Annotated in this window: 19 protein-coding genes; 12 read left to right on the forward strand and 7 right to left on the reverse strand. The window is 41.6% G+C overall.

Going from position 1 to position 23,396, the window contains the following annotated elements; all coding sequences use genetic code 11:
* Positions 1-5 precede the first annotated feature (5 nt).
* The 3 genes from ACTWPM_RS10840 (at position 6) to ACTWPM_RS10850 (ending at position 3,406) form a co-directional block, all read left to right on the forward strand.
* A complete protein-coding gene (locus tag ACTWPM_RS10840) occupies positions 6-1,484 on the forward strand; it encodes a phytoene desaturase family protein (RefSeq protein WP_443133055.1) in 1,479 nt (492 codons plus the stop codon).
* A gap of 63 nt (positions 1,485-1,547) precedes the next feature.
* On the forward strand, positions 1,548-1,721 hold the full coding sequence (locus ACTWPM_RS10845; protein WP_443133056.1) for a hypothetical protein: 174 nt from the start codon (positions 1,548-1,550) through the stop codon (positions 1,719-1,721).
* 158 nt (positions 1,722-1,879) lie between these two features.
* Positions 1,880-3,406 (forward strand): BCCT family transporter, encoded by a 1,527-nt coding sequence (locus ACTWPM_RS10850; RefSeq protein WP_443133057.1) that lies wholly within the window; start codon positions 1,880-1,882, stop codon positions 3,404-3,406.
* 42 nt (positions 3,407-3,448) lie between these two features.
* Here ACTWPM_RS10850 and kynB read toward each other — a convergent pair whose 3' ends face one another.
* Genes kynB through recQ form a run of 3 tightly spaced genes read right to left on the reverse strand, consistent with a single transcriptional unit; the run spans position 3,449 to position 7,528 of the window.
* On the reverse strand, positions 3,449-4,069 hold the full coding sequence (gene kynB / locus ACTWPM_RS10855; protein ID WP_443133058.1) for an arylformamidase: 621 nt from the start codon (positions 4,067-4,069) through the stop codon (positions 3,449-3,451).
* A gap of 10 nt (positions 4,070-4,079) precedes the next feature.
* Complete coding sequence (kynU, locus tag ACTWPM_RS10860) at positions 4,080-5,360, reverse strand: kynureninase (RefSeq protein WP_443133059.1); 1,281 nt, start codon at positions 5,358-5,360, stop codon at positions 4,080-4,082.
* 26 nt (positions 5,361-5,386) lie between these two features.
* Positions 5,387-7,528, reverse strand: coding sequence for a DNA helicase RecQ (gene recQ, locus ACTWPM_RS10865; RefSeq protein ID WP_443133141.1), 2,142 nt, complete (start codon positions 7,526-7,528; stop codon positions 5,387-5,389).
* A gap of 180 nt (positions 7,529-7,708) precedes the next feature.
* On the opposite strand from recQ, the gene ACTWPM_RS10870 reads away from it, so the two are divergent.
* The 4 genes from ACTWPM_RS10870 to ACTWPM_RS10885 all read left to right on the forward strand — a co-directional run bounded on the left by ACTWPM_RS10870 (position 7,709) and on the right by ACTWPM_RS10885 (position 12,076).
* On the forward strand, positions 7,709-8,644 hold the full coding sequence (locus ACTWPM_RS10870) for an NADP-dependent oxidoreductase (RefSeq protein ID WP_443133060.1): 936 nt from the start codon (positions 7,709-7,711) through the stop codon (positions 8,642-8,644).
* Between the two features lie 139 nt (positions 8,645-8,783).
* On the forward strand, positions 8,784-10,244 hold the full coding sequence (locus ACTWPM_RS10875; protein WP_443133061.1) for a circularly permuted type 2 ATP-grasp protein: 1,461 nt from the start codon (positions 8,784-8,786) through the stop codon (positions 10,242-10,244).
* Complete coding sequence (locus ACTWPM_RS10880) at positions 10,237-11,199, forward strand: alpha-E domain-containing protein (protein ID WP_443133062.1); 963 nt, start codon at positions 10,237-10,239, stop codon at positions 11,197-11,199. Before ACTWPM_RS10875 ends, ACTWPM_RS10880 begins: the two co-directional genes overlap by 8 nt.
* Positions 11,200-11,224: 25 nt before the next feature.
* Complete coding sequence (locus tag ACTWPM_RS10885) at positions 11,225-12,076, forward strand: transglutaminase family protein (RefSeq protein ID WP_443133063.1); 852 nt, start codon at positions 11,225-11,227, stop codon at positions 12,074-12,076.
* A gap of 48 nt (positions 12,077-12,124) precedes the next feature.
* On the opposite strand, the gene brnQ is transcribed toward ACTWPM_RS10885, so the two are convergent.
* Positions 12,125-13,441, reverse strand: a complete 1,317-nt coding sequence (gene brnQ, locus ACTWPM_RS10890; protein ID WP_443133064.1) for a branched-chain amino acid transport system II carrier protein — start codon at positions 13,439-13,441, stop codon at positions 12,125-12,127.
* A gap of 908 nt (positions 13,442-14,349) precedes the next feature.
* Here brnQ and ACTWPM_RS10895 point away from each other — a divergent pair.
* A complete protein-coding gene (locus ACTWPM_RS10895; RefSeq protein WP_443133065.1) occupies positions 14,350-16,215 on the forward strand; it encodes a cation:proton antiporter in 1,866 nt (621 codons plus the stop codon).
* Between the two features lie 67 nt (positions 16,216-16,282).
* On the opposite strand, the gene ACTWPM_RS10900 is transcribed toward ACTWPM_RS10895, so the two are convergent.
* Positions 16,283-16,465, reverse strand: coding sequence for an SE1832 family protein (locus ACTWPM_RS10900; RefSeq protein ID WP_443133066.1), 183 nt, complete (start codon positions 16,463-16,465; stop codon positions 16,283-16,285).
* A 121-nt stretch (positions 16,466-16,586) separates the two neighbouring features.
* Here ACTWPM_RS10900 and ACTWPM_RS10905 point away from each other — a divergent pair, with 121 nt between their 5' ends.
* The 4 genes from ACTWPM_RS10905 to ACTWPM_RS10920 all read left to right on the forward strand — a co-directional run bounded on the left by ACTWPM_RS10905 (position 16,587) and on the right by ACTWPM_RS10920 (position 20,715).
* Complete coding sequence (locus ACTWPM_RS10905; protein WP_443133067.1) at positions 16,587-17,435, forward strand: GNAT family N-acetyltransferase; 849 nt, start codon at positions 16,587-16,589, stop codon at positions 17,433-17,435.
* 316 nt (positions 17,436-17,751) lie between these two features.
* Entirely contained in the window at positions 17,752-18,309 is a 558-nt protein-coding gene (locus tag ACTWPM_RS10910; protein ID WP_443133068.1) for a TRAP transporter small permease, read from the forward strand.
* A gap of 30 nt (positions 18,310-18,339) precedes the next feature.
* Complete coding sequence (locus ACTWPM_RS10915) at positions 18,340-19,605, forward strand: TRAP transporter large permease (RefSeq protein WP_443133069.1); 1,266 nt, start codon at positions 18,340-18,342, stop codon at positions 19,603-19,605.
* 75 nt (positions 19,606-19,680) lie between these two features.
* Complete coding sequence (locus tag ACTWPM_RS10920; protein ID WP_443133070.1) at positions 19,681-20,715, forward strand: DctP family TRAP transporter solute-binding subunit; 1,035 nt, start codon at positions 19,681-19,683, stop codon at positions 20,713-20,715.
* Positions 20,716-20,763: 48 nt separating this feature from the next.
* Here ACTWPM_RS10920 and ACTWPM_RS10925 read toward each other — a convergent pair whose 3' ends face one another.
* Positions 20,764-21,984, reverse strand: a complete 1,221-nt coding sequence (locus ACTWPM_RS10925) for an MFS transporter (RefSeq protein ID WP_443133071.1) — start codon at positions 21,982-21,984, stop codon at positions 20,764-20,766.
* A 54-nt stretch (positions 21,985-22,038) separates the two neighbouring features.
* Complete coding sequence (locus ACTWPM_RS10930; RefSeq protein WP_443133072.1) at positions 22,039-23,112, reverse strand: AI-2E family transporter; 1,074 nt, start codon at positions 23,110-23,112, stop codon at positions 22,039-22,041.
* Between the last annotated feature and the right edge of the window lie 284 nt (positions 23,113-23,396).

Consider the following 23,396-nt stretch of genomic DNA (forward strand, 5'->3'; position numbering starts at 1 on the left):
TGCCAATGAAGTATGATGTATGTGTAGTAGGAGCGGGTTTTGGAGGACTCGCTGCTGCAGCCGAGTTAACTCGGAATGGTTGGAGTGTAGCTGTACTGGAGGCATCTAATGAGTTAGGCGGCAGTGCAGGCAAATATGAACGCGAGGGCTATCGATTTCAATCGGGAGCAACCGTGGGGATGGGATTTGAGCCAGGCGGTGTTTTTGATCGTTTGTATTCATCCCTTGGTTTAAATAAGCCTTCTATGACATTGTTGAATCCGATCATGGATATCCATATGCCAGATCGAACCATCCATTATTACAGTGAGCGAGAACAATGGTATAAAGAAATTAAATCTCAGTTCCCTCAAGATGCCTCTAAGATTCAAGCGTTCTATGATGAAATTTTTCGAGTTGGGGAAATGGTAGATGCTATGGTTGAGAAACTCCCTGTTTTTCCGCCGAAAACCCTGGGTGACTGGATTCGGTTAACTCCTATGATCAATTCCAAGTCTCTTCAACTCCTTCCCTATATGAACCAGACGGTTTATGATCGGTTAAAAAAATATAATCTCCATCATAATCGCCTGTTTCGGATCTTTTTAAATGGAGAGCTTATGGACAGTGTACAAACTAGCGTAGAAAGGTGTCCGGCTTTTCTTGGATTTACGGCTTTACAAACGTTCCATAAAGGTGCATTTGCTGTTCATGGTGGATTGGCTTCGGTAGCTGAACAATTATCGAAGTATATTAAAGAAAACGGAAATGAGGTGTTTTTACGACACCCCGTCCACTTAGTAGAAAAGAAGGGGTCAGACTATCATTTGCATTCTAAACGAAACAAGGTTTTTGAAGCTGATTATGTCATTTTAAATAATTCAGTTCACAATCTACATGGTACATTATCCGAAGAATTAAGAAGCCAATCCTATATTAAGCCAGAAAAAGAAAAACAAAGAGAAGCATGGGGAGCATTCATCATTCATGCGGGGGTGCACGAAGAGGTGTTTAAAAATACCGACGTACTTTACCACCAATTCATCGATCCGAATCACCCGGACGACTTGCATGATGGAGGACAGTTCTTGCTTTCCCTTTCAGACCCTTCTGATCGTCAAATGGCACCCGAAGGCAGGCGGTCATTGACGATATCCACCCATACAAACGTGGCTCAGTGGTGGGAAAATGAAGATTATGATGTTGCAAAGCAAAAGATGAATCAACGATTGATTGAAACAGTAAACCATTACTTTCCTGGATTTGCCGATCATCTGGACCTTGTGTTACCCGGTTCACCGGTTACTTTTCAGAAGTGGCTGCGCAGAGATCAGGGAAAAGTAGGGGGATATGCACCTACTGGTAAGTACAGCTGGCTTGGAAGCTATTCTATTCGTACAGGGATTAAAGGTATTTATCAATGCGGAGATACCGTTTTCCCAGGTGCTGGGACACTTGGAGTGACGCTCTCCGGGTTAATGGCAGCCAAAGAACTTACCAGATGATTGAGAACAGAGAATTATGGGAATGAAAAAACATAAACAAAAACACGGAAAGGAGAGTTGAAAATGCCAGGTCCAGAGAATGAACTTCCAGGTTTCCAGGCAAACCCTAATGAGTTTGGAAAATGCAGCAATTGTGGTAAATTATTGACCTCTAAGAAAGAAGCTGAAGTTAAGCTTTGTAAAGAATGTCAAAAGCGTCACAAAGACAAAAATGTAGATTACGATGAAGCGGAATAAGCATTGACCACGACAACATTGTCGTGGTCAATTTGTGTTTAGAACTCCAACCAAACAATCATACGGCTAAAAGTTTAAACTTTACACCATAATAAGGATAGTGTTAGAGTATTTAATTGTGTTTAAAAGCATCCATCATACTATAAAGGAGTTCATCAATGAATAACAAACAAACAGGCCAAATTGATTGGCCGGTATTCGGGATCAGCGGAGGGATTTTAGTACTCTTCGTGGTTGTTGCACTTATTGATATTAATTTAATAGAAACAATGGTTAACGAAAGCTTTGCCTGGTCAGCGAAATACTTCGGGGCTTTTTGGCAGGTGCTTATGCTTGCCACGTTCTTCGTGGGTCTTGGGTTAGGCTTTTCTAAATACGGAAATATAAAGATGGGGAATATGGACAAGCCGGAAATTAGTCTTTATAAATGGTTGTCGATTATTATGGCAACCCTGCTTGCCGGCGGAGGAGTATTCTGGGCAGCAGCTGAACCTATGTATCACTTCCTTACTGTACCTCCTTATCAGTCAGGAATCGAAGCTGGGACACAGGCAGCTATTAACCCGGCACTTGCGCAAAGCTTTATGCACTGGGGCTTCTTGGCCTGGGCAATTCTTGGTACGATAAGTGCTGTTGTCATGATGTATGGCCATTATCACAAAGGTATGCCAATGAAACCGCGCACTCTCTTGTATCCGATTTTCGGTGAAAAGATCCGCGACAGCTGGTTTGGTACATTAATTGATGCTTTTTCTGTTATTGCAGTGGCGGCAGGCACCATTGGCCCGATAGGGTTTCTTGGACTGCAGGCAAGTTACGGGTTGCAGGAAATATTCGGTATCCCTAACCAATTCAGTACTCAGTTCACCATCATTTTTGCTGTAGTATTAATTTCTACCATATCTGCAGTAACAGGACTTTATAAAGGAATTCAATATCTAAGTAGTTTTAATGTTCGATTAGCGATTGGTTTAATGGCATTTATCGTGATATTTGGACCTGGAGGATTTATATTTAATCATTTTATCTCAGGTTTCGGGACTTATATTGACCAGTTTATCCCGATGAGTACCTTCCGAGGGGACGGAGGCTGGTTATCTGGATGGACGGTCTTCTTCTGGGGCTGGTTCATTGGGTATGGTCCAATGATGGCTATTCTTGTCAGCCGTATATCAAGAGGCCGGACAATTCGTGATATTATTATTGCGGTTTCCGTATTTGCACCAGTTATTTCAACGTTCTGGTTCACTGTATTAGGCGGATCCGGAATATTCTTTGAACTAAACAATCCTGGCTCTGTGTCTGACGCTCTTAATGCAGCAGGTAACCCTGCAGCCATGTTCGCTATCACAGAACAGTTTCCGCTTGCCAGCGTAATTTCACCGCTGTTTTTAATCTTAACGATTCTATTTGTTGTTACGACCAGTGACTCCATGTCTTATACGATTGCTATGGCTGTGACCGGTGAAGGCAACCCACAAGGCTGGCTTCGTATATTCTGGGCAGTTTTGATGGGCTCAGTAGCCGTTATCCTTCTAATTACAGGGGACAGCGGTATTACGCAACTTCAGAACTTTATCGTTGTAACTGCTGTACCAGTGTCGCTTCTTTTACTGCCAATGATTTGGCTTGCTCCTAAAGTGGCTAAACAAATGGCAAAAGAACAAAATATATTAAAGAAATAAGAAAAAACGCGAGCGCATATGGTCTTCATATGCGCTCGAGTTTTATTTTTGCCGTAAAATCGCTCGTACAGGGCTGCCATCTGCTTCTTCCATCCGTAATGGAAAAGCCATTAGCTCATAAACACCTGGTGCTGCATGGTCGAGTTCCAAACCTTCTATAATTAAAATATCATGCTTATACAAGGAGTGGTGAGCAGCTAATTCTTTACTCTCCAAAGGATCCACCGATGGAGTATCAATTCCAATCAGATCGATCCCCTGGGAATGTAAAAATTCAGCTGCATCACTGCTTATAACTGTATAATTGTCAGGAAATGCATTCCGATTGTTCCAGCTTGTCGTGCGGAATAAAAGCTTCGTTACACCGGTGTATTCAAAAGCACGGAGATCTTCTGCTTGAATAATTGTTTTCCCTTCCATATTTACGACGAGAGCGTCACCGATAAATCGTTCTGGCGGGAGATCAGCTATTTTTAATCCATTCTCATCATAGTGGAAAGGGGCATCCACGTGTGTACCTGTGTGGTTGCTTGCTTTAAATTGTCCGATGTTAACTGAACCCGTTTCCTCCATCGTCATCGTGCGTTTGTAATGGAAAGGTTCATCTCCCGGCCAGGCCGGTGTCTCGTTGTGTAATGGCATGGATATATCAATGAGTTTCATAAAATCCTCCTTAAGCAATTATATCCCGTTCATTTTTGAATTTCTTATAGGTTTCGTTAACCATAATTTCCTTTAAGATCATCATTACTTCATAGACTTCCTTATAAGTAGTATAAAGCGCTACAGGAGCAAGTCGAATTACATCTGGAGCTCGGAAGTCGGGAACTACATTCTCCTTCTTAAGAGCTTTGCAAATGCTCGCTGCTTCTGAATGTACTAGACTGATATGACCTCCGCGGCGCTCATTTTCTAATGGTGTGACGATTTGAAAACCTAATCCATCAAGTTCCTGATGAACCAAGTCGAGCATCAGCCGGGTCATATGCAGCGATTTGTGTCGTACGTTTTCGATTCCTGCTTCTTGAAAGAGATCTAAAGAACCCAGAAGAGGAGCGGAACTCAAGATGTGCGGGGTTCCCATTTGATAGGCACCCGCTGTTTCAGCATGGGTTAAGTCGTGAGACATGTCAAATTGCTTGTCTTTCTTTGAGCTGAACCATCCGGCAAGACCAGGTTTCTTTCCTAGATGCTTCTTATTTACATACAATCCACCAACGCCGCCAGGGCCGCTGTTTAAGTATTTATAGGTACACCAGACCGCAAAGTCGACACCCCAATCATCAAGGTTATGAGGGATAGCCCCGATAGAATGGGCTAAATCAAAACCAACTATAATCCCGTGTTCATGAGCAGCTTTTGTAATTTTTTCTACATCCAGAAGCTGCCCGCTTCGATAAAGAACGGAAGGGAGGAGGAGGAGGGCGATATCGCTTCTCATTTCCCTGATGATATCCTCTTCAGACAGCGTCGCCCCATTATCACTTTTTACTTGAATCAAATGTTCATCTGGATCCAGGCTGTGGAGCTCCAATTGGCTTTTTAAAGCATAGATATCGGAAGGGAAGTTCAGTTCATCGGCCAGAATTTTCGTCCGCTGCCCTTGCGGACGGTAAAATGTAGTTAGCAGCTGGTGAAGGTTGGAGGTTATTGAACCAGTACTGATAACCTCTTCAGGTCTGGCACCTAGCAGGGGAGCAGTTTTAGCTCCTAATTTTTCTGACATATAGAACCAGGGTTCTTTTCCATCTGTCCATCCGCCAATCGCATGGGTCTTCCAATCTTCAAGAGAGGCGAGTATAGCTTTTTCAGCTCTTTTGGAAAGTAAGCCTAATGAATTACCATCCATATAAAAGCGTTTATCATTAATATAGAACTCTTTTCTAAAGTTTTGAAGCACGTCATTTTGATCGAACTTTGCTGCTGTATCTAAGGTAATTTTAGACTTTGTCATCCTATCCCTCCGTGGAATAAAGTGAGTTACTTCATAAGTTCATGCTTGTTAAGTACTGCTTTAATCATGGAATACGTATAATCTTCAGGCAAAGCTTCTTTTAATGGTTTCAATTTTTTCTCTTCCATTTCTTCAAGTTTTTGAAGAATATTCGTCTCTTGCTCCTCATTAAACCAGCGATCCCAATCCACTTCTAATCCCTCCTGGGCACTTCGGAACAAGTGGTTTTCAACCGTTTGTGAACTTAAACCGCGTTCTTTGGCAATCTCTTTGATTTCTTTATGCTCTTCTTTCCACATCTCAAATGTAATTTGGTAACTTGGACGATCGTCCTTTGGGTCCTTTTTTCTTATGGAGAAAGACGGAGCATTGTCAGGAACTGGTTTAGAGTCCGCTTCTCTCGCCCATGGACGAATGGTTTCCAGAAACGTTTCTCCGTATTGTTCAAACTTCCGTTCACCGACTCCCTTAATGGCTAACATCTCACTCTGGTTTTCAGGTAGGTAGATGGTGAATTCTTTAAGGGTCGCATCAGAAAATATAACATAAGGTGGAAGTCCTGCTTCATCAGCAATTGTTTTCCGAACTTGTCGTAGCTCTTCAAAATAGTCTGCGTTATAGTTTTGTTCATGCTTAGTAGTGGTGGACTCTACGAGCATTTCCACAGGCTTATCACCTTTAAGGACAGCCAAGGATTCATCCGTCAACTGCAGAGCAGGGTAACGGCCTTTTCCGGGTGTGAGGTATCCTTCTGCTGTTAGAAAATGAATAAAGCGCGTCAATTCTTTCTCCGTATACTTGGACATAATGCCGTATGTGGAAAGGGTATGAAACTTAAATTGTTTTACTTTTTGATCGGAAGACCCTTTAAGTACTTTAGCGGTCAGACCTGCGCCAAACCGTTCCCCCATTCTTTTAACGCAGGATAAAACCATCTGGGCTTCGAGAGTCATGTCCTGAATGTCACCTACGAGTGTACAATTGGAGCATTTACCACAAGGTTCCGAAGAAAACGGGTCTTCAAAATAATCCAGAATATACTGCTGAAGACAGGTATGGGTATGACAATAGTTAATCATAGCCTGGAGCTTGGCGTATTCTTCTTTCTTTTTTTCTTCTGCAGGTGACTGGTCAATTAAGAAACGCTGAAGATTAATATCCTGACTGGAAAATAACAGGGCACAGTCACCAGGTTCACCATCCCGTCCGGCACGTCCAGCTTCCTGGTAGTAAGATTCGATATTCATAGGCATCGAGTAGTGGATCACATACCGTACATTGGATTTATCAATCCCCATGCCGAAAGCGTTGGTTGCAATAATCGTAGTAATTTCATCCTGGACAAAATCTACTTGAGCCTGCTTTCTCTGATTTTCTGTCAGCCCAGCGTGATACTTTCCGGCGGAAAATCCCTTGGTGGATAAGTAGTGTTGCAGGTTGTCCGCATCTTTTCTAGTAGCGGTATAAATAATGCCTGATTCATTAGGGCGGGTTTTTAAATATTCTTCTACAAACTCCCTTTTATCCCTGCCTTTTATGATGCGGAAGGATAAGTTGTCCCTCGCAAACCCCGTATTAACCACCGATTCATCTGGTACATCAATCAGATGTTTAATATCCCGGATTACCTCCTGGGTAGCTGTAGCTGTGAGTGCCATTAAAACTGGTAAGTTAGTGATTTGATACAGGGTGGGCACGATAGAACGATAACTCGGTCTGAAATCATGTCCCCACTGGGAAATACAGTGGGCTTCATCAAAGGCGATGAGAGATAAGGGAATACTCTGAATCGTTGCCAAAAACTGAGGAGAATCAAATCGTTCAGGAGCAACATAGACGAACTTGTAACGCCCTTGTCTTAAATCGTGAAGTCGCTGCCTCTGCTCTCCCGTAGAAAGTGAGCTATTAATATAAGTTGCAGCAATTCCATAGGAATCCAGTGCGTCCACCTGGTCTTTCATTAAGGAAATAAGCGGGGAGATAATAATAGCTGTGCCCTCAAGACTTAAGCCTGGAATTTGATAGCATAACGATTTACCTCCACCTGTTGGCATGACAGCCAGCGTATTGCGGTCGTGGAGCACATGACTGATCGCTTCTTTCTGACCTTTACGGAAAGAAGAATAGCCATAGTATTTCTGTAAATTTTCCTCAGCTTGCTGCATCATCATGATCATCCTTTTATATGAAAAAATATATATGAACTTTAGGTCGAATTGAATGTAAATTCTACAAAAAGTATGAGAATAAGAGTACCGTAACCCTTCCTCATCTTATCACGTTTTATTATTTATTATAGGGGAAAATAGATGGGTGTGTAACCCTTCATAATTAAGGAGTGTAACGTAATGAAAGCTATTGTAATTGAACAATATGGTGGTAAAGACCAATTAATAGAGAAAGAAGTAGATACCCCTGCACCGGAAGCGGGGCAGGTTCTGGTGGAAATGAAAGCAACTTCGATTAACCCGATTGATTGGAAAGTAAGAGAAGGCTATTTGAAAGACATGCTGGATTTTGATTTTCCGATAATTCTAGGCTGGGATGCAGCAGGAGTAATTAAGGAAGTCGGTAAAGGTGTGGAACAGTTCAAAGTAGGGGAACGAGTTTTTGCTCGCCCAGCTACCACGCGTCTAGGCACTTACGCTGAGTATGCGGTAATTGATGAAGAACAACTCGCCCGCATTCCTGAAAACATCCCTTACGATGAAGCAGCAGCGGTACCTTTAGCAGGGATGACAGCGTGGCAGTGTCTCGTGGACTTTGGTCAGATTAAAGAAGGTGACTGGGTGCTTATTCATGCAGGTTCCGGCGGTGTAGGTCATTACGCTATACAACTGGCTAAACAAATGGGAGCGTATGTAGCCACTACGGCAAGCGGTAAGAATCAGGACTGGGTAGAAGAGCTTGGTGTAGATCGCTTTATTAATTATAAACAGGAAGATTTCTCTGAAGTTCTTAGTGAAGTAGATATTGTACTGGACACGTTAGGAGGAGAAAACCAGGAGAAAAGCTTTGGTATTCTGAAAGAAGGTGGACGGTTAGCTTCCATTGTTCAGCCTCCAGATGAAGAAAAAGCTAAACAGCACGGAGTCAAGGCTGGATTTGTGTGGTTGGAACCGAACGGTGAACGTCTCTCCAAAATGGCAGAAATGATGGAAGAAGGCCAGTTAACCTCTGTCATAGGAAATCGTTTTAACCTTAGTGAAGAAGGAATTCGAAAAGCACACGAAGCAAGTGAAAGTCATCATGCTAAAGGAAAAATAGTTATTACTATGGAATAGGCTCATTCGAAAACCCGTCTCCCGCTGTTAATTATAACAGCGGGAGACGGGTTTTGTTTAAATTTTCTTACAATTTTTGTGTAGTTGCGGTAAACTTAGGGTAAGTAGTTAACATATCGTCAGAATGGAGGAGAGTTTTTTGCTAAACCAATATAAAACTGGAACATTTTTTGACGAAATGATGGGGGACAACGGGAATCCTAAACGTCACTACAGATCCTTCTACCAATTAATGGAAAATTTTTCCGAGAAGGAACTGCGTGAAAAACATGAAACAGCTCAGTTAAACTTCCTGAGGCAGGGAATTACATTTACAGTTTATAATCACACCGGAGGTACGGAACGAACGATGCCGTTCGATTTTGTGCCTATTATTATTCCCGAGCCTCAATGGAATAAGGTAGAAGAGGGAATGAAGCAGCGAATAAAAGCCCTTAATCTGTTTTTAGAAGACATTTACCACGACCAAAAAATTATAGAAGCAGGTATAATACCTAGAGACCTAATTGAGAACAATCCGTATTATTACAATAAACAAATTGGGGGAGTGAATGTCCCTTTAAATAATCACGTATTTCTTGCAGGCGTGGACTTGATTAAAGATGAAAACGGTGATTATCGGGTTTTAGAGGATAACCTGCGAAATCCTTCCGGGATGTCCTATGTCTTTCAAAATCGATATGTTATGAGACAAGTATACCCGGAATTATTTTTTGAACATTCAATTGAAACTCTTGAACATCAGGTTTCTGAGCTTCATAAGGCAGTTATAAGCCACACCCCGCCAAATGCAGAACCCCATTCTACCCCTACGGCAGTATTACTGACCCCGGGAATCTATAACTCTGCTTATTATGATCACGTATTTTTGGCGCAGCAAATGGGCATTGAGCTAGTAGAAGGAAGAGATTTATTTGTAAAAGATGATGTTGTCTATATGAAGACCATCCGCGGATTAAAAAGAGTAGATATTATTTATAGACGAATTGATGACGATTTTCTCGATTCGGAAGCGTTTCGTCCGGATTCAGCCCTGGGGGTTACTGGTTTACTCAGAGCTTATAAAAAAGGAAATGTCTCGATCTTAAATGGAATCGGAAATGGTGTCGCAGATGATAAGGCTATTTATGTCTATGTTCCTGATATGATCCGGTTTTACTTAGACGAAGAACCTATTATTCCTAATGTAGAAACCTACTTCCTAAGCGATCCCGAAAAACTTGAATATGTCCTGGAAAATATCGATCAATTGGTTATAAAAAATGTAGGAGCTTCGGGTGGATATGATATGTTAATTGGTCCACAATCAGAGGAAGAGGAACAAAATGAATTTAGACGGAAAATAATTGAATCTCCTCACCAGTATATAGCTCAGCCGACAATCAAACTCTCAAGAGCTCCAGCTTATCAGGATGGGCGTTTTTATCCTTGTCATGTAGATTTACGTGTGTTTGTGATGACCGGAGAATACACTCATGTCATTCCTGGAGGACTATCCAGAGTAGCTCTTAAAGAAGGATCGCTAGTCGTGAATTCGTCACAGGGCGGCGGCGGAAAAGATACTTGGATTTTGTCGGAAGGAGGAGAAACTCATGCTTAGTCGTGTAGCAGACTCCTTATATTGGATGGCTCGTAATATTGAGCGGGCGGAAAACAACTCCAGAGTTCTTGGTGTCCAACTGATCCACATGCTTGAGGCATCTGATCAAGAGATCATGGATCGTGATTGGGGTGAAGTTCTGGACATTTGTGCCTCTAAGCTCGATTATATGGAGCGTTACGAACGGATTGACCGGGAAACGATTATTCAATACTTGACCATTAGTCCGATCAATGCAAATTCCCTTTTGAATAGCATGAATTTTGCGAGGGGAAATGCGAGGGCTACGAGAGATATCATTCCTAATGAGTTATGGGAGGTTCTTAATGAATTTCATTTAGCTCAGAAAGATTGGCAGGAGCTGCCGAACACGAGACAGAATACTCAGGAGTACCTGAAGAAAGTAAAAACCACTTCTATGACTGCACAAGGAATTATTGAATCAACAATGAGCCGGGGAATTCCCTATACATTTATAAAAATCGGAAAATGGATCGAGCGGGCGGATAAAACAGCGCGTGTCTTAAATGTTATCTGTGAAAAAAACAGGAAAGAGGCAAGCTATGGAACGAATAATTATTATTATTGGCTTACAGCTCTTCAATTCCTGAATGGGTATGATGCGTACATTAAAGAACACCCGCCTACGATGGAATCCAGACATGTGCTTGATTTTATGATCAAGGAAAGATCATTTCCAAGATCTATTCGCTATTGCATGGATCACGTGATGGAAGCCGTTCAACGCCTTGAAGGCGGGAAGATTTCTCATTATTCAAAAGATCTCTTTCACATGCTTGAAACCATTCAAGAAGAATTAAAAGAAACTGATATTGAACATATGGATATGGAGGAACTGATGAGTTTTCTGGATCATTTTCAGGATCGTTGTCTTACTGTCAGCCGGATGTTCTCTGAAACATATTATTTGATTGAGCCCGTACACGTGAGATAGGGAAGAATTAGCAGGAGGAAAGTTCATGAAGTATGAAATCGAACATATCAACACGTTCTATTATGAAAATTTTGTAGATCAAAGTATGAATCATATCCGTTTAAAACCCACCACGGATGAATGTCAGCGACTATCTGCTTATCGTTCAGAAGTGGTCCCAAATTCGGTGATGAAGGAACATATCGATTATTGGGGAAACAATGTAGAAACCTTTTTTATTCCGGAAAAGCACCAGCATTTGACTGTCAAAACCCAGTCAACTGTCAGCATTCAAAAGAGTCCTCTCATTAAGATGATTCACTTCTCTGATGAGATGCGCACTATTTTTCATTCCGATTTATTTCGCAGTCATTACCTTGCTTTCTTAAATGAAACACCTTACACGTTTATGTACAAAGAACAAATCAAGGAAATCGAAGATGCTGTTGGAGATTCTTCCGATCCGATCCAATTCTCCCTTGATCTCATGGCCTTTATTCATCAATCCATTGTTTATGATGGCACAGTAACTCAAGTGAATACTAAAGCTTACGAATCCTGGCCTTTGAAGGCGGGGGTATGTCAGGATTATGCGCACGTTATGATCGCTGTACTAAGGGACAAAGGAATCCCGGCTCGTTACGTAAGTGGATATTTGTATGTGGGTGAAGGCTCAGCCTTAATTGGAGATGCAGCTACTCACGCCTGGGTAGAAGTTATGATCCCGGGGGTCGGCTGGGTAGGCTTAGATCCTACAAATAATGTAGAAGCCCTGGAAGAGCATATTCGCATAGGAAGCGGCCGGGACTATGCAGATGTAAGTCCTCTGCAAGGTGTCTATCGTGGAGGCGGCCAAAACCTTGACGTGAAGGTCAGTGTCACTCTGGTTGATCAATAAAAGTACAAAAAATCACCCTTCTTTAAAAAGAAGGGTGATTTTTATAAATTAGTTTTGATAGTTTTTAGAAGGTAAAGGATTTCGCTTAGCATAGTGGACCACTCCTCCGACGGCACCTCCAATAAGCGCGGGGAGAACCCAGCTTAAGTTGAGATCCGATAGAGGAAGATTTTGAACCAAAGGCTTAAAATCAGAAACATCGGCCCCAAAGGCGGCAAGCCCATCGTAGAGACTGATAAATGAAGTAAAGATAATAGCCCCTCTGTACACATAGGTGGAGTGATTAAATAATCTGCCTGCGAAAGTTAAAGCTACAAGCACAATAGTAATTGGATAAACAAATACAAGAACAGGTACAGAGTAGGAAATGATTTGACTGAGACCGATATTGGAAATACCAAAGCTGATCAATGTGACAATAATAATGACGTGTTTATAAGATAAAGCTCCGATGCGTTTAGAGAAAAATTGACCGCAAGCAACGGTGAGTCCTACACAGGTAGTAAAGCAGGCAAGACTTACAATGACACCAAGGAGAATGGTGCCAGCGGATCCATACATAATCTCAGCTGCACCAGATAGAATGGCGCTTCCATTATCATATGTGCCTTCTGTGGCCATTTTTGTACCGATCCATCCAATTCCCACATATACACTTGCAAGACCAACAGCCGTAACTAAACCAGCCTTTAGAGTGCGCATGGTCAGTTCTTTCTGATCTGTTACCCCGCGATCACGGAAAGACGTCACCACGATGAGGCCAAATGCCAGTGAGGCAATGGCATCCATAGTTAAATACCCTTCGACAAAGCCTGAGAAGAATGGCTGAGATGCATACTTTTCTCCCGCCGGCTGAACTGACCCATCCAATAGGAAGAAACTCCCTGCCACCAATCCTAAAATAGCGACAAACAGAGCGGGGGTTAAAATTTGTCCTATTCGATCAACCAGCTTGGAGGGATTAAGACTTACTAAATATACAATAGCAAAGAATATAATAGAGAATATCAATAGCGTTAAAGAGTTCCCATTCACAAATGGAACTACTCCAGTTTCAAAGGCAACGTTGGCAGCTCTTGGAATTGCAAAGAAAGGGCCGATTACTAAATACACCATGGAGGTGAACAATAGTCCGAATAAAGGGTGGACCCTTCCTGCAAGTTCAGTAGCTCCATTTCTAAAATATGAAATGGCCGCAACCGTGATAATAGGCAGGCCTACTCCTGTAAGTACAAAACCTGCTATAGCCGGAAGATAGGAAGTACCTGCTTCAATGCCCAGGGATATAGGGTAAATAAGATTACCGGCGCCAAAAAATAAGGCGAACAGGGTAAAGCCAATGAATACTGTATCTCTAGCTCTCATAAATATGGTCCTCCTAAGATGTCTGTCTATATTGTGCGTAAAAAAGACCTTCCTAACCAAGAATGAGCGTCTGAGATCATACTAAGGTATAGGAAGATCAATAATCGAATTCTTATACAACGCCGTAATACTATCAATGTCAAAAAATTATGTCAATACTTTTAATTTAAATAATGACTTTGCTAAATAATGGTTAGGTTTCTCATAAGAGTCATATTAAAGTATAGGGCCGTTTACTGTAAGACTCAGTTTCGAGATGTTGTGTGGAGAAAGGAGCGGAAGGGAACGGCTCGCTTTCCGGGATCTCACCTATTCATGTTCATCCCGCAGGAGTCTTCGCCGTTCCCTTCCGCCCCCTTGCGATCATTGAGAGCTCGAAAAATATCTGCATAAATAGCCTTCCCATGAACAAGGATCATCTATAATCCACCTTGGTTTTTACTGTCTGTTTACGTGTAGGAACCCTGTTATAGAAGCATTTGAGGCAGATACAGCTTGGCTCCTGTCTTCTATAGCAAGGTCCGTTCACTAAATATCGTTGGGGTGGCGGAGGAAACGACGAGACTCCCGCGGGAGAAGGAGCTAGGCGAGACCCCACAAGGAGTGTTAACGACTGAGGAGGCTTGCCAGTTCCCCCGCAGGAAAGCGAGTTGTTTCCGTAGCCGCCCCATCCTTTTTTTGGCAATGGACCCGAGTTATCTCGAAACTGAATCTTCAACAAACGGGAGCTAAACTGTTACATCAACACTAAGAGTTCGTAGATCCTAAAAGGGTAGATTTCCTATTGGAAGATCAGGTCTATCGAACAGGGTTGAGAAAGTCCAATTTAGTTTACAGAACTAAGTTCTGGATATAGAATATGGCTATGTCATGATGCGTATAACATACTGGAGATGAGGGAAACGTTAATGATTGATTCACTACTGTTGCAATTTATGTTAATAGGAAGTCTTGGAGTGGGGTCACAGTGGATAGCCTGGCGCTTTCGCCTGCCAGCAATTGTTGTGATGTCTATTGTAGGACTCTTAGTAGGACCGATCTTTGGTTTAATGAATCCAGAGCAGGACTTTGGAGAGCTTTATAAACCCATCATTTCTCTAGCGGTTGCCGTTATATTATTTGAAGGCAGCTTAAATTTGGATATGAAAGAAGTGCGAGGTCTAGGACGGCCTGTTTTCCGTATTGTTACGTTTGGAGCCTTTTTAAGCTGGATCCTGGGAGCTTTGGCGGCTCATTATGTAGCCGGACTTTCCTGGGCAGTAGCCTTTGTAATTGGCGGACTATTCATTGTTACAGGTCCAACCGTTATTCTTCCTTTGTTAAGGCAGGCTAAATTAAAACCAAGGCCTGCTAAGATACTGAAATGGGAAGGAATTATAGTTGATCCAATCGGAGCTCTGCTAGCTGTTTTTGCTTTTGAAATTATCGAGTTTATTATGGGGACAAATGTCAATCCTTCTCAACTTCTGCTATTCTTCCTGGCTTCCTTATTTGCTGTGCTCTTAGGCTGGGCATGCGGCAAGGGAGTGGGGTGGATGTTTGAGACTGGTTATGTTCCGGAGTTTTTAAAATCACCCGTAGTCTTTACCGTGGTGATTGCCTGTTTCACCATTGCCGATGAAATTACTCATGAAACGGGATTGCTCTCTGTTACGGCAATGGGGATGACGCTGGCTAACATGCATATTTCCTCTATAGCTGATATGAGGCATTTTAAAGAAAATATCTCTTTGCTGTTGATCTCAACGATATTCGTTATGCTGACGGCTTCACTGACGCAGGAGACTTTAATTGAAATCTTAAATTTACAAATTATTGGTTTTGTTTTATTAATGCTGTTTATTGTTCGTCCTCTTTCTATTTTTCTGTCTACAATGGGGACCGATTTATCGAAATCAGAAAAATTACTCGTCGGCTGGATAGCGCCGCGCGGCATAGTAGCCTTGACTGTAGCCAGCTACTTCGCGAGTATCCTTTTGGATTCTGGTTTTGAGGATGCTTCAATACTCATTTCTCTTACATTCGCCCTTGTTTTTACAACGGTTGTAGCCCATGGATTTACGATCGGATGGCTTTCTAAGAAACTGGGCCTTTCTATGGAAGGACCACCTGGCGTGCTTATTTCCGGCGGGAGTCAATTTGCAACAGGAATGGCTAAGACCCTGGATGATTTGAAAGTTCCTGTTCTTATTACAGACTCCTCCTGGGAGCGTTTGTCTCGGGCCAGAGCTGCTGGAATAAAATCTTACCATGGAGAGATTTTATCAGAACAGACGGAGTACTACTTGGATATGACACCGTATGAATACCTTATAGCTGCCACCGAGCTGGATTCCTATAATGCACTTGTATGTACTACGTTCGTTCCAGAATTCGGTCGCAATAATCTTTATCAATTGAGCTTAAGTGACCGTGAAGGAGATAACCTTGAAAATCTTGTTCATACAATCGGAGGGAGAGTGCTGTTTAAAGAAGGAGCCTCCTGGGAGGAACTGAACATTATGGTTGAAAGTGGTTACGTATTCCGAAAAACAAATATAACGGAACAGTATAAATACGAAAACTATTTGAATAACATTGATAGCGAAGCTGTAATCCTATTTATTAAAAAACCTTCAGGGAAGATTGAATTCTTCAGTCCAGAGGTAGAGAATAGGGCAGAAAACGGAGATGTGGTAGTAGCATTGACTCCTCCTAGTAAAGAATTTGAAAAAATACAAGAGAAACTTGAAGAACAAAGAAAAGAAAACGGAAATAAAAAACAGAAAAAGTAAGAGAAAGGGCCGCCATATGAGCGGCTCTTTCTCTTACTTTACAATCATCCGTGAACGTTTATTTAGGTTAAACGTTAGCTTCAGCCAACTGCACTTTTAAATCCTTCAACTCTTTTTCTATACGTTCTAATTGAGCTTCAGCATTCTCAACGTTCGCTCCGTTAGCTTCCAGTTTATCTAAATCTCCTTGAATTCTTACATAATCAGCTTTTAAAAAGGCGATTTGATCCTGAATTTCTTTCTTATTCATGAATTATCTCTCCTTTCTTCTATTGTAGTAGACTTCTCAAGAAAGTATAATAGTATTAATTTTCTAATTTGTCTAATTTTATTATATAGAAGCAAGAATCTAGTAGAAGGCGGGGAGCAAAATGAAAGTAATTCAAGAACAGAATGTAGAAGCATTTACGTCATCTATTCAAGATCTACTCCTGCAAAGAGAAGCTGAAAATAACCTTCCTTTAGGGATTTTACAGAGGCTACAAGAATCACCATCAAAAGAACCACCTTTCCTAATCAAAATTGAAGAGGAGGGGTCTCCTGTATTTATGACGATGAGAACCCCGCCACATCTTTGGATTTTACCTTCCATACCGTCCACTACGTCTAACCATATTCAGAAATTAACTCGGTACTTATTTGAAAATCAATTCGAAGTTCCTGGAATTCTTGGGGAAGGGGAGACTGTTCAGCAGTTCATTAATGAATGGGTCAGCATTACTGGGGCGAATCCAATTATACATATGCGCCAGGGCATCTACCGCTTGAAGGAGCTGCAGCCCATTCATAGGACGGAAGGGGAATTGATTAACGCTGGGGAGCATCACCTCGAACTTGTTAGCAAATGGTTAACACGGTATGGAGAAGAAACAAATGAAGTATCGGTAAAAGAGCGTGCCGGTGAACTTGCAGAAGAGATGATTCGCACACAGCGGATGCACCTTTGGATAGTTAATGGAGAAGCAGTCTCTATGGCTGCCAGAGCCCGCGTGACCCCTCATGGAGCTACTATTAATGCCGTATTCACACCTGATGAATTTAAGAGAAGAGGGTATGCTACGCAAGCAGTTTGGACACTTACAAAGAAGTTACTGGACAATGGTTACCAGTTTTGTTCTCTCTATACGGACCTTGATAATCATGCATCTAATTCGATTTACAAAAAAATTGGTTATGAATGGATTGGAAGTTCCATCGTTTATCATTTTATTAACGAATAGTATTGTTAAATTGAGTATTTTAATAATTTTACTTGGCTTCCAAACCGCTCTTACATAAAAAATATCTGGAAAGGAATAACTACTTATCATTATTAACTAATAAAAATAGGAAATTTGAAGAAAATATTATCTATAGAAAGCTAAAATGAATATAAAATAGAATTTCCATGACAAATTCATTACAATGTAAAATTTGGACGTAATATACAAAAAATTCTGTATAAGTTAATTTGTGCGTTCTCTTTTAGTTCGGTATGATGTTTAGTAAGTGAGCTTCAAAAACCTCACTTATTGCCAATTTAGGAGGCTAAATGAGTTGAATCCATTAAAGATCGTCGACAAAATCATACTTAAGGTTGAAGAGTTCATTCTTAGTTATGCGATAATCATCATTGCCTTAATGGTAGTAGGCAAGGCTTTAAGCCGAGCGATCTTTACTTACACTCCGCCTTTTGCAGATGAGGTTAGTCAAATCGCGATTGTAGTCGCTACTTTTATGGGGATCAGTTATGCGGCCCGGAAAGGAAGACATATCAGCATGTCTGCCTTCTATGATCTAGCTCCTTTTAAGGTCAGAAAAATTCTAGCCATATTTATACCGCTGGTTACAGCACTTGTATTATTTGTACTTACTTATTTTTCCGCTCTTTATGTTTACGATGTATATGAGTCAGGCAGGGTTACTTCAGCGCTTCAAATGCCCTCTTACTATTTATACATTTTCATTCCGATCGGTTTCTTGCTAGGCGGAATACAATTCCTTAGAAATATGTGGGTGAATATTAAGCACCGTGATGAGGTTTATCTTGGAACAGATGCTAAAGACTACAATGATCAGGATAAACACGAAATCCATGAAGGCACGCACTTATAAAAAAAATACAACAGAAGAAAGGATAACGATATGGTAGCCACACTACTAACGATCATGGTGGTCCTTTTATTATTGAATTTTCCGATGATGATCCCGCTTATGGCGGCTCCATTAATTGTATTGTTCATTTATTTTCCCAACTTGGATCCTATGATTTTAATGCAACAATTTTCTACAGGAATTGAGCCGTATGTCCTTCTAGCGGTTCCGCTCTTTATTTTTGCGGCGGATATTATGACGACAGGGAAAACGTCAAACCGGCTGCTTGATTTCATTGGCTCATTTATCGGCCATATTCGCGGTGGGTATGCCGTTACAACAGCTGCTGCCTGTACGTTATTTGGTGCTATCTCAGGTTCAACACAGGCTACGGTCGTAGCAATTGGTAAACCTATGCGTGAACGTCTTTTGAAAATCGGTTACAAGGATCCAACTGCCATGGCATTAATCATTAATTCCAGTGATGTTGCTTTGCTCGTTCCACCGAGTATTGGCATGATCATCTACGGTCTTGTATCTGGTACGTCTGTAGGTGACTTGTTCATTGCAGGTATTATTCCTGGTATTATCGTATTTTTAAGTTTTTCGATTTACAGTATCATTTACGCCAAGGTAGCTGATATTCCTTTGGCAAATAAAGTTTCATGGAGTGAACGCTGGCGATTGACCCGTAAGGCTCTTTTACCGCTAGGGTTTCCGATTATCATTATTGGTGGTATTTATACGGGGATCTTCAGTCCTACTGAGGCTGCCGGAATGTCAGTACTTTATGCTTTTGTATTGGAAGTGCTCATTTATCGTTCCATTCATATTAAAGAATTACCTAAAATCGCCAGATCTACAGGATTGGTCACTTCTGCCGTCTTCGTGCTAGTAGCAGGCGGGCAGGCATTCACGTGGGTGATCTCTTTCGCCCGCATACCACAGATGATCACAGAAACAGTTCTTGGAACAGAGCCTAGTGCGATTTTTGTATTACTTATGGTTACGGTTTTCTTCTTTATCGGATGTATGTTTGTCGATCCGATTGTTGTGATCCTGGTATTAACTCCAATCTTTTATCCGGCAGCGATGGATGCCGGAATCGATCCTATTCACTTGGGAGTCGTCATTACCTTCCAGGCTGCGTTAGGTTCGGCTACACCACCGTTTGGAGTGGATATATTTACGGCGAGCGCCGTATTTAATAAGCCATATCTGGAAGTGATTAAGGGCACTCCGCCCTATATCATTATGATGGTAGTTATTTCATTTTTACTCATATTCTTTGAGGAGCTTTCCCTTCTATTGATTTAACAAGAAGAGGGAGTTTATATAAAAAATTGGGAGGTCATTATCATTATTAAAAAGAAACGTATGGTTGGATTAGCCATGATGTTTGTATTAGGTATCTTGTTAGCTGCCTGTGGCGGCAACGGCGATGGCGGAGACAACGCCAGCGGCGGAGAAGGACAGACTTACAATTGGAAGTTTGTTACGGAAGAAGTAGATGGACAAGTTCAATATGAATATGCAGAAGAATTTGCTAAACGCATGAATGAGAAATCTGATGGGGCTGTAAACATTGAGGTCTATGAATTCGGAGGACTAGGAAGTGAAACCGACCAGGTGGAGCAGTTGCAAAGTGGAACGGTTGAAATGGCGGTTATGTCCCCAGGTTTTACTGGTAATATGGTAAAAGAAGGACAGATCTTTGCTCTGCATTTCTTGTTTCCAGACAGTGTTGAGAAAACACAGCAAATTTTGAACGATAGTGAAGCTTTAAACACAGATCTGCGTGAAAAGTATGAAGAGCATAGTATTTCACCGCTATCTTTCTGGACAGAAGGTGCGATGCAGTGGACATCCAGTAAAGAAATTACAGAGCCAGCGGATTTCGAGAATTTCAAAATGCGTACGCAGACCTCTCCTTTAATTCTTGAGTCTTATAAAGCTTATGGAGCGGAACCTACTCCAATGAGCTGGTCAGAATTATACACCGCGCTTGATCGTGGAACAGTAGAAGGACAAGAGAACCCGATCTTCTTTATTGGAGATGCTTCTTTCCACGAGGTACAAGACTATATGACATTGTCTAATCATAACAACTACGTTGCGATGACGACCGTTAATACCGATTGGTATGAAGGTCTGAATGATGAAATGAAAACCATGGTAGATGAAACTACGCAGGAAATGCAAGAGTGGGTATTTGAAGAACAGAAGTCACAGAACGAAGAGTATTTACAAACGATTAAAGAAGATACAGAAAATCCAACAGAGATTGTGGAGTTGACGGATGAGCAGCGTCAAATGTTTAAAGATAAGGCGATGCCTGTACGTGACTACTATCGTAACGAGGTTTCTACGGTGGATGGACAAATCCTGGATAAACTTCAGGAAGAGATTGAAGCAGCTGGAGAATAATTGTTTATAAGCAAAAACCATCATGTCCTTATAGGACATGATGGTTTTTTAATGTATCGGCTCCCACGGATCCGTCTGTTTGCGATAGTCCATATAAGTAAGGATGAGCACAAGAATGAACAAGAAGCTTGAAAGCTTAAACAACGTGGCTGTATCGACAAATTGGTAAATAAAACCCAGGATAATGGCGCTTGACCCTATGCCAAGATCAATACAGGAATAATACATGCCGTTTGCGATGCCGCTTCGTTCCGTGGTGGTCTTAGAAATAACCCAAGCCTGGAGAGCGGGCATCATAGAACCGAATCCAATTCCGAAGATCGCCCCTGCTATAATCAAGTGAACATTCGTGCTCGCAAGCGATAGGATCCACATGGCAATAAAGGATAAGACCGAACATACCATTATCAGCTTCCAGGGCCCCTTGCGGTCGAAGTATTTTCCAGTGATCGGTCGGGAAATGGTAGCCAGTACCGCGTTGAAAAAATAAAATAGGAAGGTCCCGGATAACCCTTGCTCGTTGCCGAAAATAACGAGGTAGGTAACTACCGCTCCGTAGCCGAAAGTATTCAGGAAGGTTACAAGGGCAGGGTACCGGCTTCTGCTTTCCACTAAAGAACCTACAAAGGAGAAGGGAGGCGGCTGCTTCTGATTTTGGTAGACACTTTCAGGGGTTACAAAGCTGGTCACGGAAAGTAAGATAAGTGCCACAGCTCCTAAGGCTGCCGCAATCCAGACGAGAAGCTGAAAAGTAAAGTTTTGATAAAGGTAAATACCTAAGCTTGGGGCCATGATCATTCCTACCGTAACAGACAAACCAAAATAACCCATTCCTTCACCAACACGTCTTCGAGGAATTAAATCTACTGCTGCTGTTCCGTTAACTGTCGTGGACCACCCCCAGGCCAGACCATGAATAAAGCGGATGATTAAAAGGACTACGACTATCTGGGTGATCGGATACAATGTCGTCATAATCAGCAGGGAAATCGATCCAATAATAACGAGTTTTTTCCTTGCGCGTGTCATAAGCAGGTGACCAATGAAAGGGCGGATAAGGATAGCTGCAAAGGCAAACATCGTCGTGATTAAACCAATTTGCAGACTGCTGCCGCCTATCGATTCTATGTAAGGTGGTAAGTTTGGCAATAGCATTTGAAAACTCATAAATGTAAATAAGTTTCCAAGTATTAAAAATATAAAGGGCCAGGTCCATAGCCTGGGGAGCGACGACTGCATTAAGGCTTCCTCACTTTCTATAGAATTCATAAGAAACCCCCACTTCTTAAATGAATGTGTGGGGGAAGGTTAATAGAATGTTTTCTAATCATGTGTTTCTTTTCTTCTCTCCAGCCATTCTTCGTAAAAGTGGGTAGTGATGGCTTTTAAGACAGCGTAGGTAGGGATTGCAAACAAGAGACCAAGAAAACCCGCTAAACTTCCAGCTGCTAGAATTAATGTAATGATTGTTAAGGGGTGAATACTTAAAGCTTTCCCCATCACGTTAGGAGAAACAAAATTTCCTTCCAATTGTTGAGCAATGACCATAATTATAGCTACCCATAAGGCTAAGATCGGTTCTTGAAGAAGTCCTACAAGCATCGCAGGGATGACAGCCAGAAAAGGACCTACAAAAGGAATGACGTTCATAAGCATGGCGAATAAAGAAAGCGTTAGAGAGTAGTCCAGGTCAATAATTAAATAGCCTACTAGTAACAATAGACCCACTACAATACTTACAGTCATCTGCCCAAGAATAAAAGCGTTAAGTGTATGATCAACCGAGTGAGCTAATTTTCCAAAGCTTCTAGCTGCACGTTTACTTAGAAACTTTTGGATAAAAGGAACAAACTTATCCCCGTCCTTCAACATAAAAAATAGGAAGAAAGGAATAAGTACAAGGGCAAAGACAAATCCAATCAATTGGCTGATGACATTAATAATAATTTTGGAAGCATCCTGTAAATAGCTTTGAAGGTTTTCCACGACATTGTTAATTGTACTGTCAAACTGGCTTGGTATGATATCCTGATTTTGCTGCCAGTAACTAATTGTATCCCCGAACATATCAATCATGCCTGGGAGGTTATTGATCAATCTCGTAAATTGCTGCTGAGCAATAGGAGCGATAAATTGAACGATTAAAAAACCTAGTAAAATATAAAGTAAGAAGATGACCAGAATGGCAATCAATCTGTGAACCTTATATCTTTCAAGGAAATGCAGAACAGGCCGTGAAATATAAAATAAAATCCCTCCGCCGATCAAAGGAAGCGCAATGGCGCCAATATACGTAAATACGGGTTCAAAAAAGAACTGGATTTCATGAAGGAGAAGAATAAGAAGCGAAATTAAGATACCTGCGACAATGGTTTGGAACCAACGTTTATGGATCAAAGACGACACACCTTTATGTAAATTTAAATGCTCTAATAAATATTCGTTACTGGAAGGGACGATCCCTTCTTAAATAAAAGGCTCTATTAAATCATAGTTGATGTTAGCCCTTACAGATAAGCTCCCTTTAGTTGAAGACTCAGTTTCGAGCTATTATGGAGCGGAAGATCCTCCGGGGGACGATTTCGCTTTCCGCGGGCATGTGGTGAGATTCCTCGGGCTTAACAGCCCTGCGGGATCTCACCGATCATGTTCATCCCGCAAGAGTCTATATCGTCCCCCTA

It is taken from the genome of Halobacillus sp. K22, assembly GCF_052246795.1.
Classification (GTDB): domain Bacteria; phylum Bacillota; class Bacilli; order Bacillales; family Halobacillaceae; genus Halobacillus.

Bases quoted from the DNA above. Each gene is read 5' to 3' on its own strand.
- ACTWPM_RS10925 (WP_443133071.1), bottom strand. From the start codon at position 21,984: ATGAATTCTATAGAAAGTGAGGAAGCCTTAATGCAGTCGTCGCTCCCC.
- recQ (WP_443133141.1), bottom strand. From the start codon at position 7,528: ATGATGCAGCAAGCTGAGGAAAATTTACAGAAATACTATGGCTATTCT.
- ACTWPM_RS10920 (WP_443133070.1), top strand. From the start codon at position 19,681: ATGATGTTTGTATTAGGTATCTTGTTAGCTGCCTGTGGCGGCAACGGC.
- ACTWPM_RS10840 (WP_443133055.1), top strand. From the start codon at position 6: ATGAAGTATGATGTATGTGTAGTAGGAGCGGGTTTTGGAGGACTCGCT.
- ACTWPM_RS10905 (WP_443133067.1), top strand. From the start codon at position 16,587: ATGAAAGTAATTCAAGAACAGAATGTAGAAGCATTTACGTCATCTATT.
- ACTWPM_RS10895 (WP_443133065.1), top strand. From the start codon at position 14,350: ATGATTGATTCACTACTGTTGCAATTTATGTTAATAGGAAGTCTTGGA.
- ACTWPM_RS10915 (WP_443133069.1), top strand. From the start codon at position 18,340: ATGGTAGCCACACTACTAACGATCATGGTGGTCCTTTTATTATTGAAT.
- ACTWPM_RS10880 (WP_443133062.1), top strand. From the start codon at position 10,237: ATGCTTAGTCGTGTAGCAGACTCCTTATATTGGATGGCTCGTAATATT.
- kynB (WP_443133058.1), bottom strand. From the start codon at position 4,069: ATGAAACTCATTGATATATCCATGCCATTACACAACGAGACACCGGCC.
- ACTWPM_RS10870 (WP_443133060.1), top strand. From the start codon at position 7,709: ATGAAAGCTATTGTAATTGAACAATATGGTGGTAAAGACCAATTAATA.
- brnQ (WP_443133064.1), bottom strand. From the start codon at position 13,441: ATGAGAGCTAGAGATACAGTATTCATTGGCTTTACCCTGTTCGCCTTA.
- kynU (WP_443133059.1), bottom strand. From the start codon at position 5,360: ATGACAAAGTCTAAAATTACCTTAGATACAGCAGCAAAGTTCGATCAA.
- ACTWPM_RS10850 (WP_443133057.1), top strand. From the start codon at position 1,880: ATGAATAACAAACAAACAGGCCAAATTGATTGGCCGGTATTCGGGATC.
- ACTWPM_RS10900 (WP_443133066.1), bottom strand. From the start codon at position 16,465: ATGAATAAGAAAGAAATTCAGGATCAAATCGCCTTTTTAAAAGCTGAT.
- ACTWPM_RS10845 (WP_443133056.1), top strand. From the start codon at position 1,548: ATGCCAGGTCCAGAGAATGAACTTCCAGGTTTCCAGGCAAACCCTAAT.
- ACTWPM_RS10885 (WP_443133063.1), top strand. From the start codon at position 11,225: ATGAAGTATGAAATCGAACATATCAACACGTTCTATTATGAAAATTTT.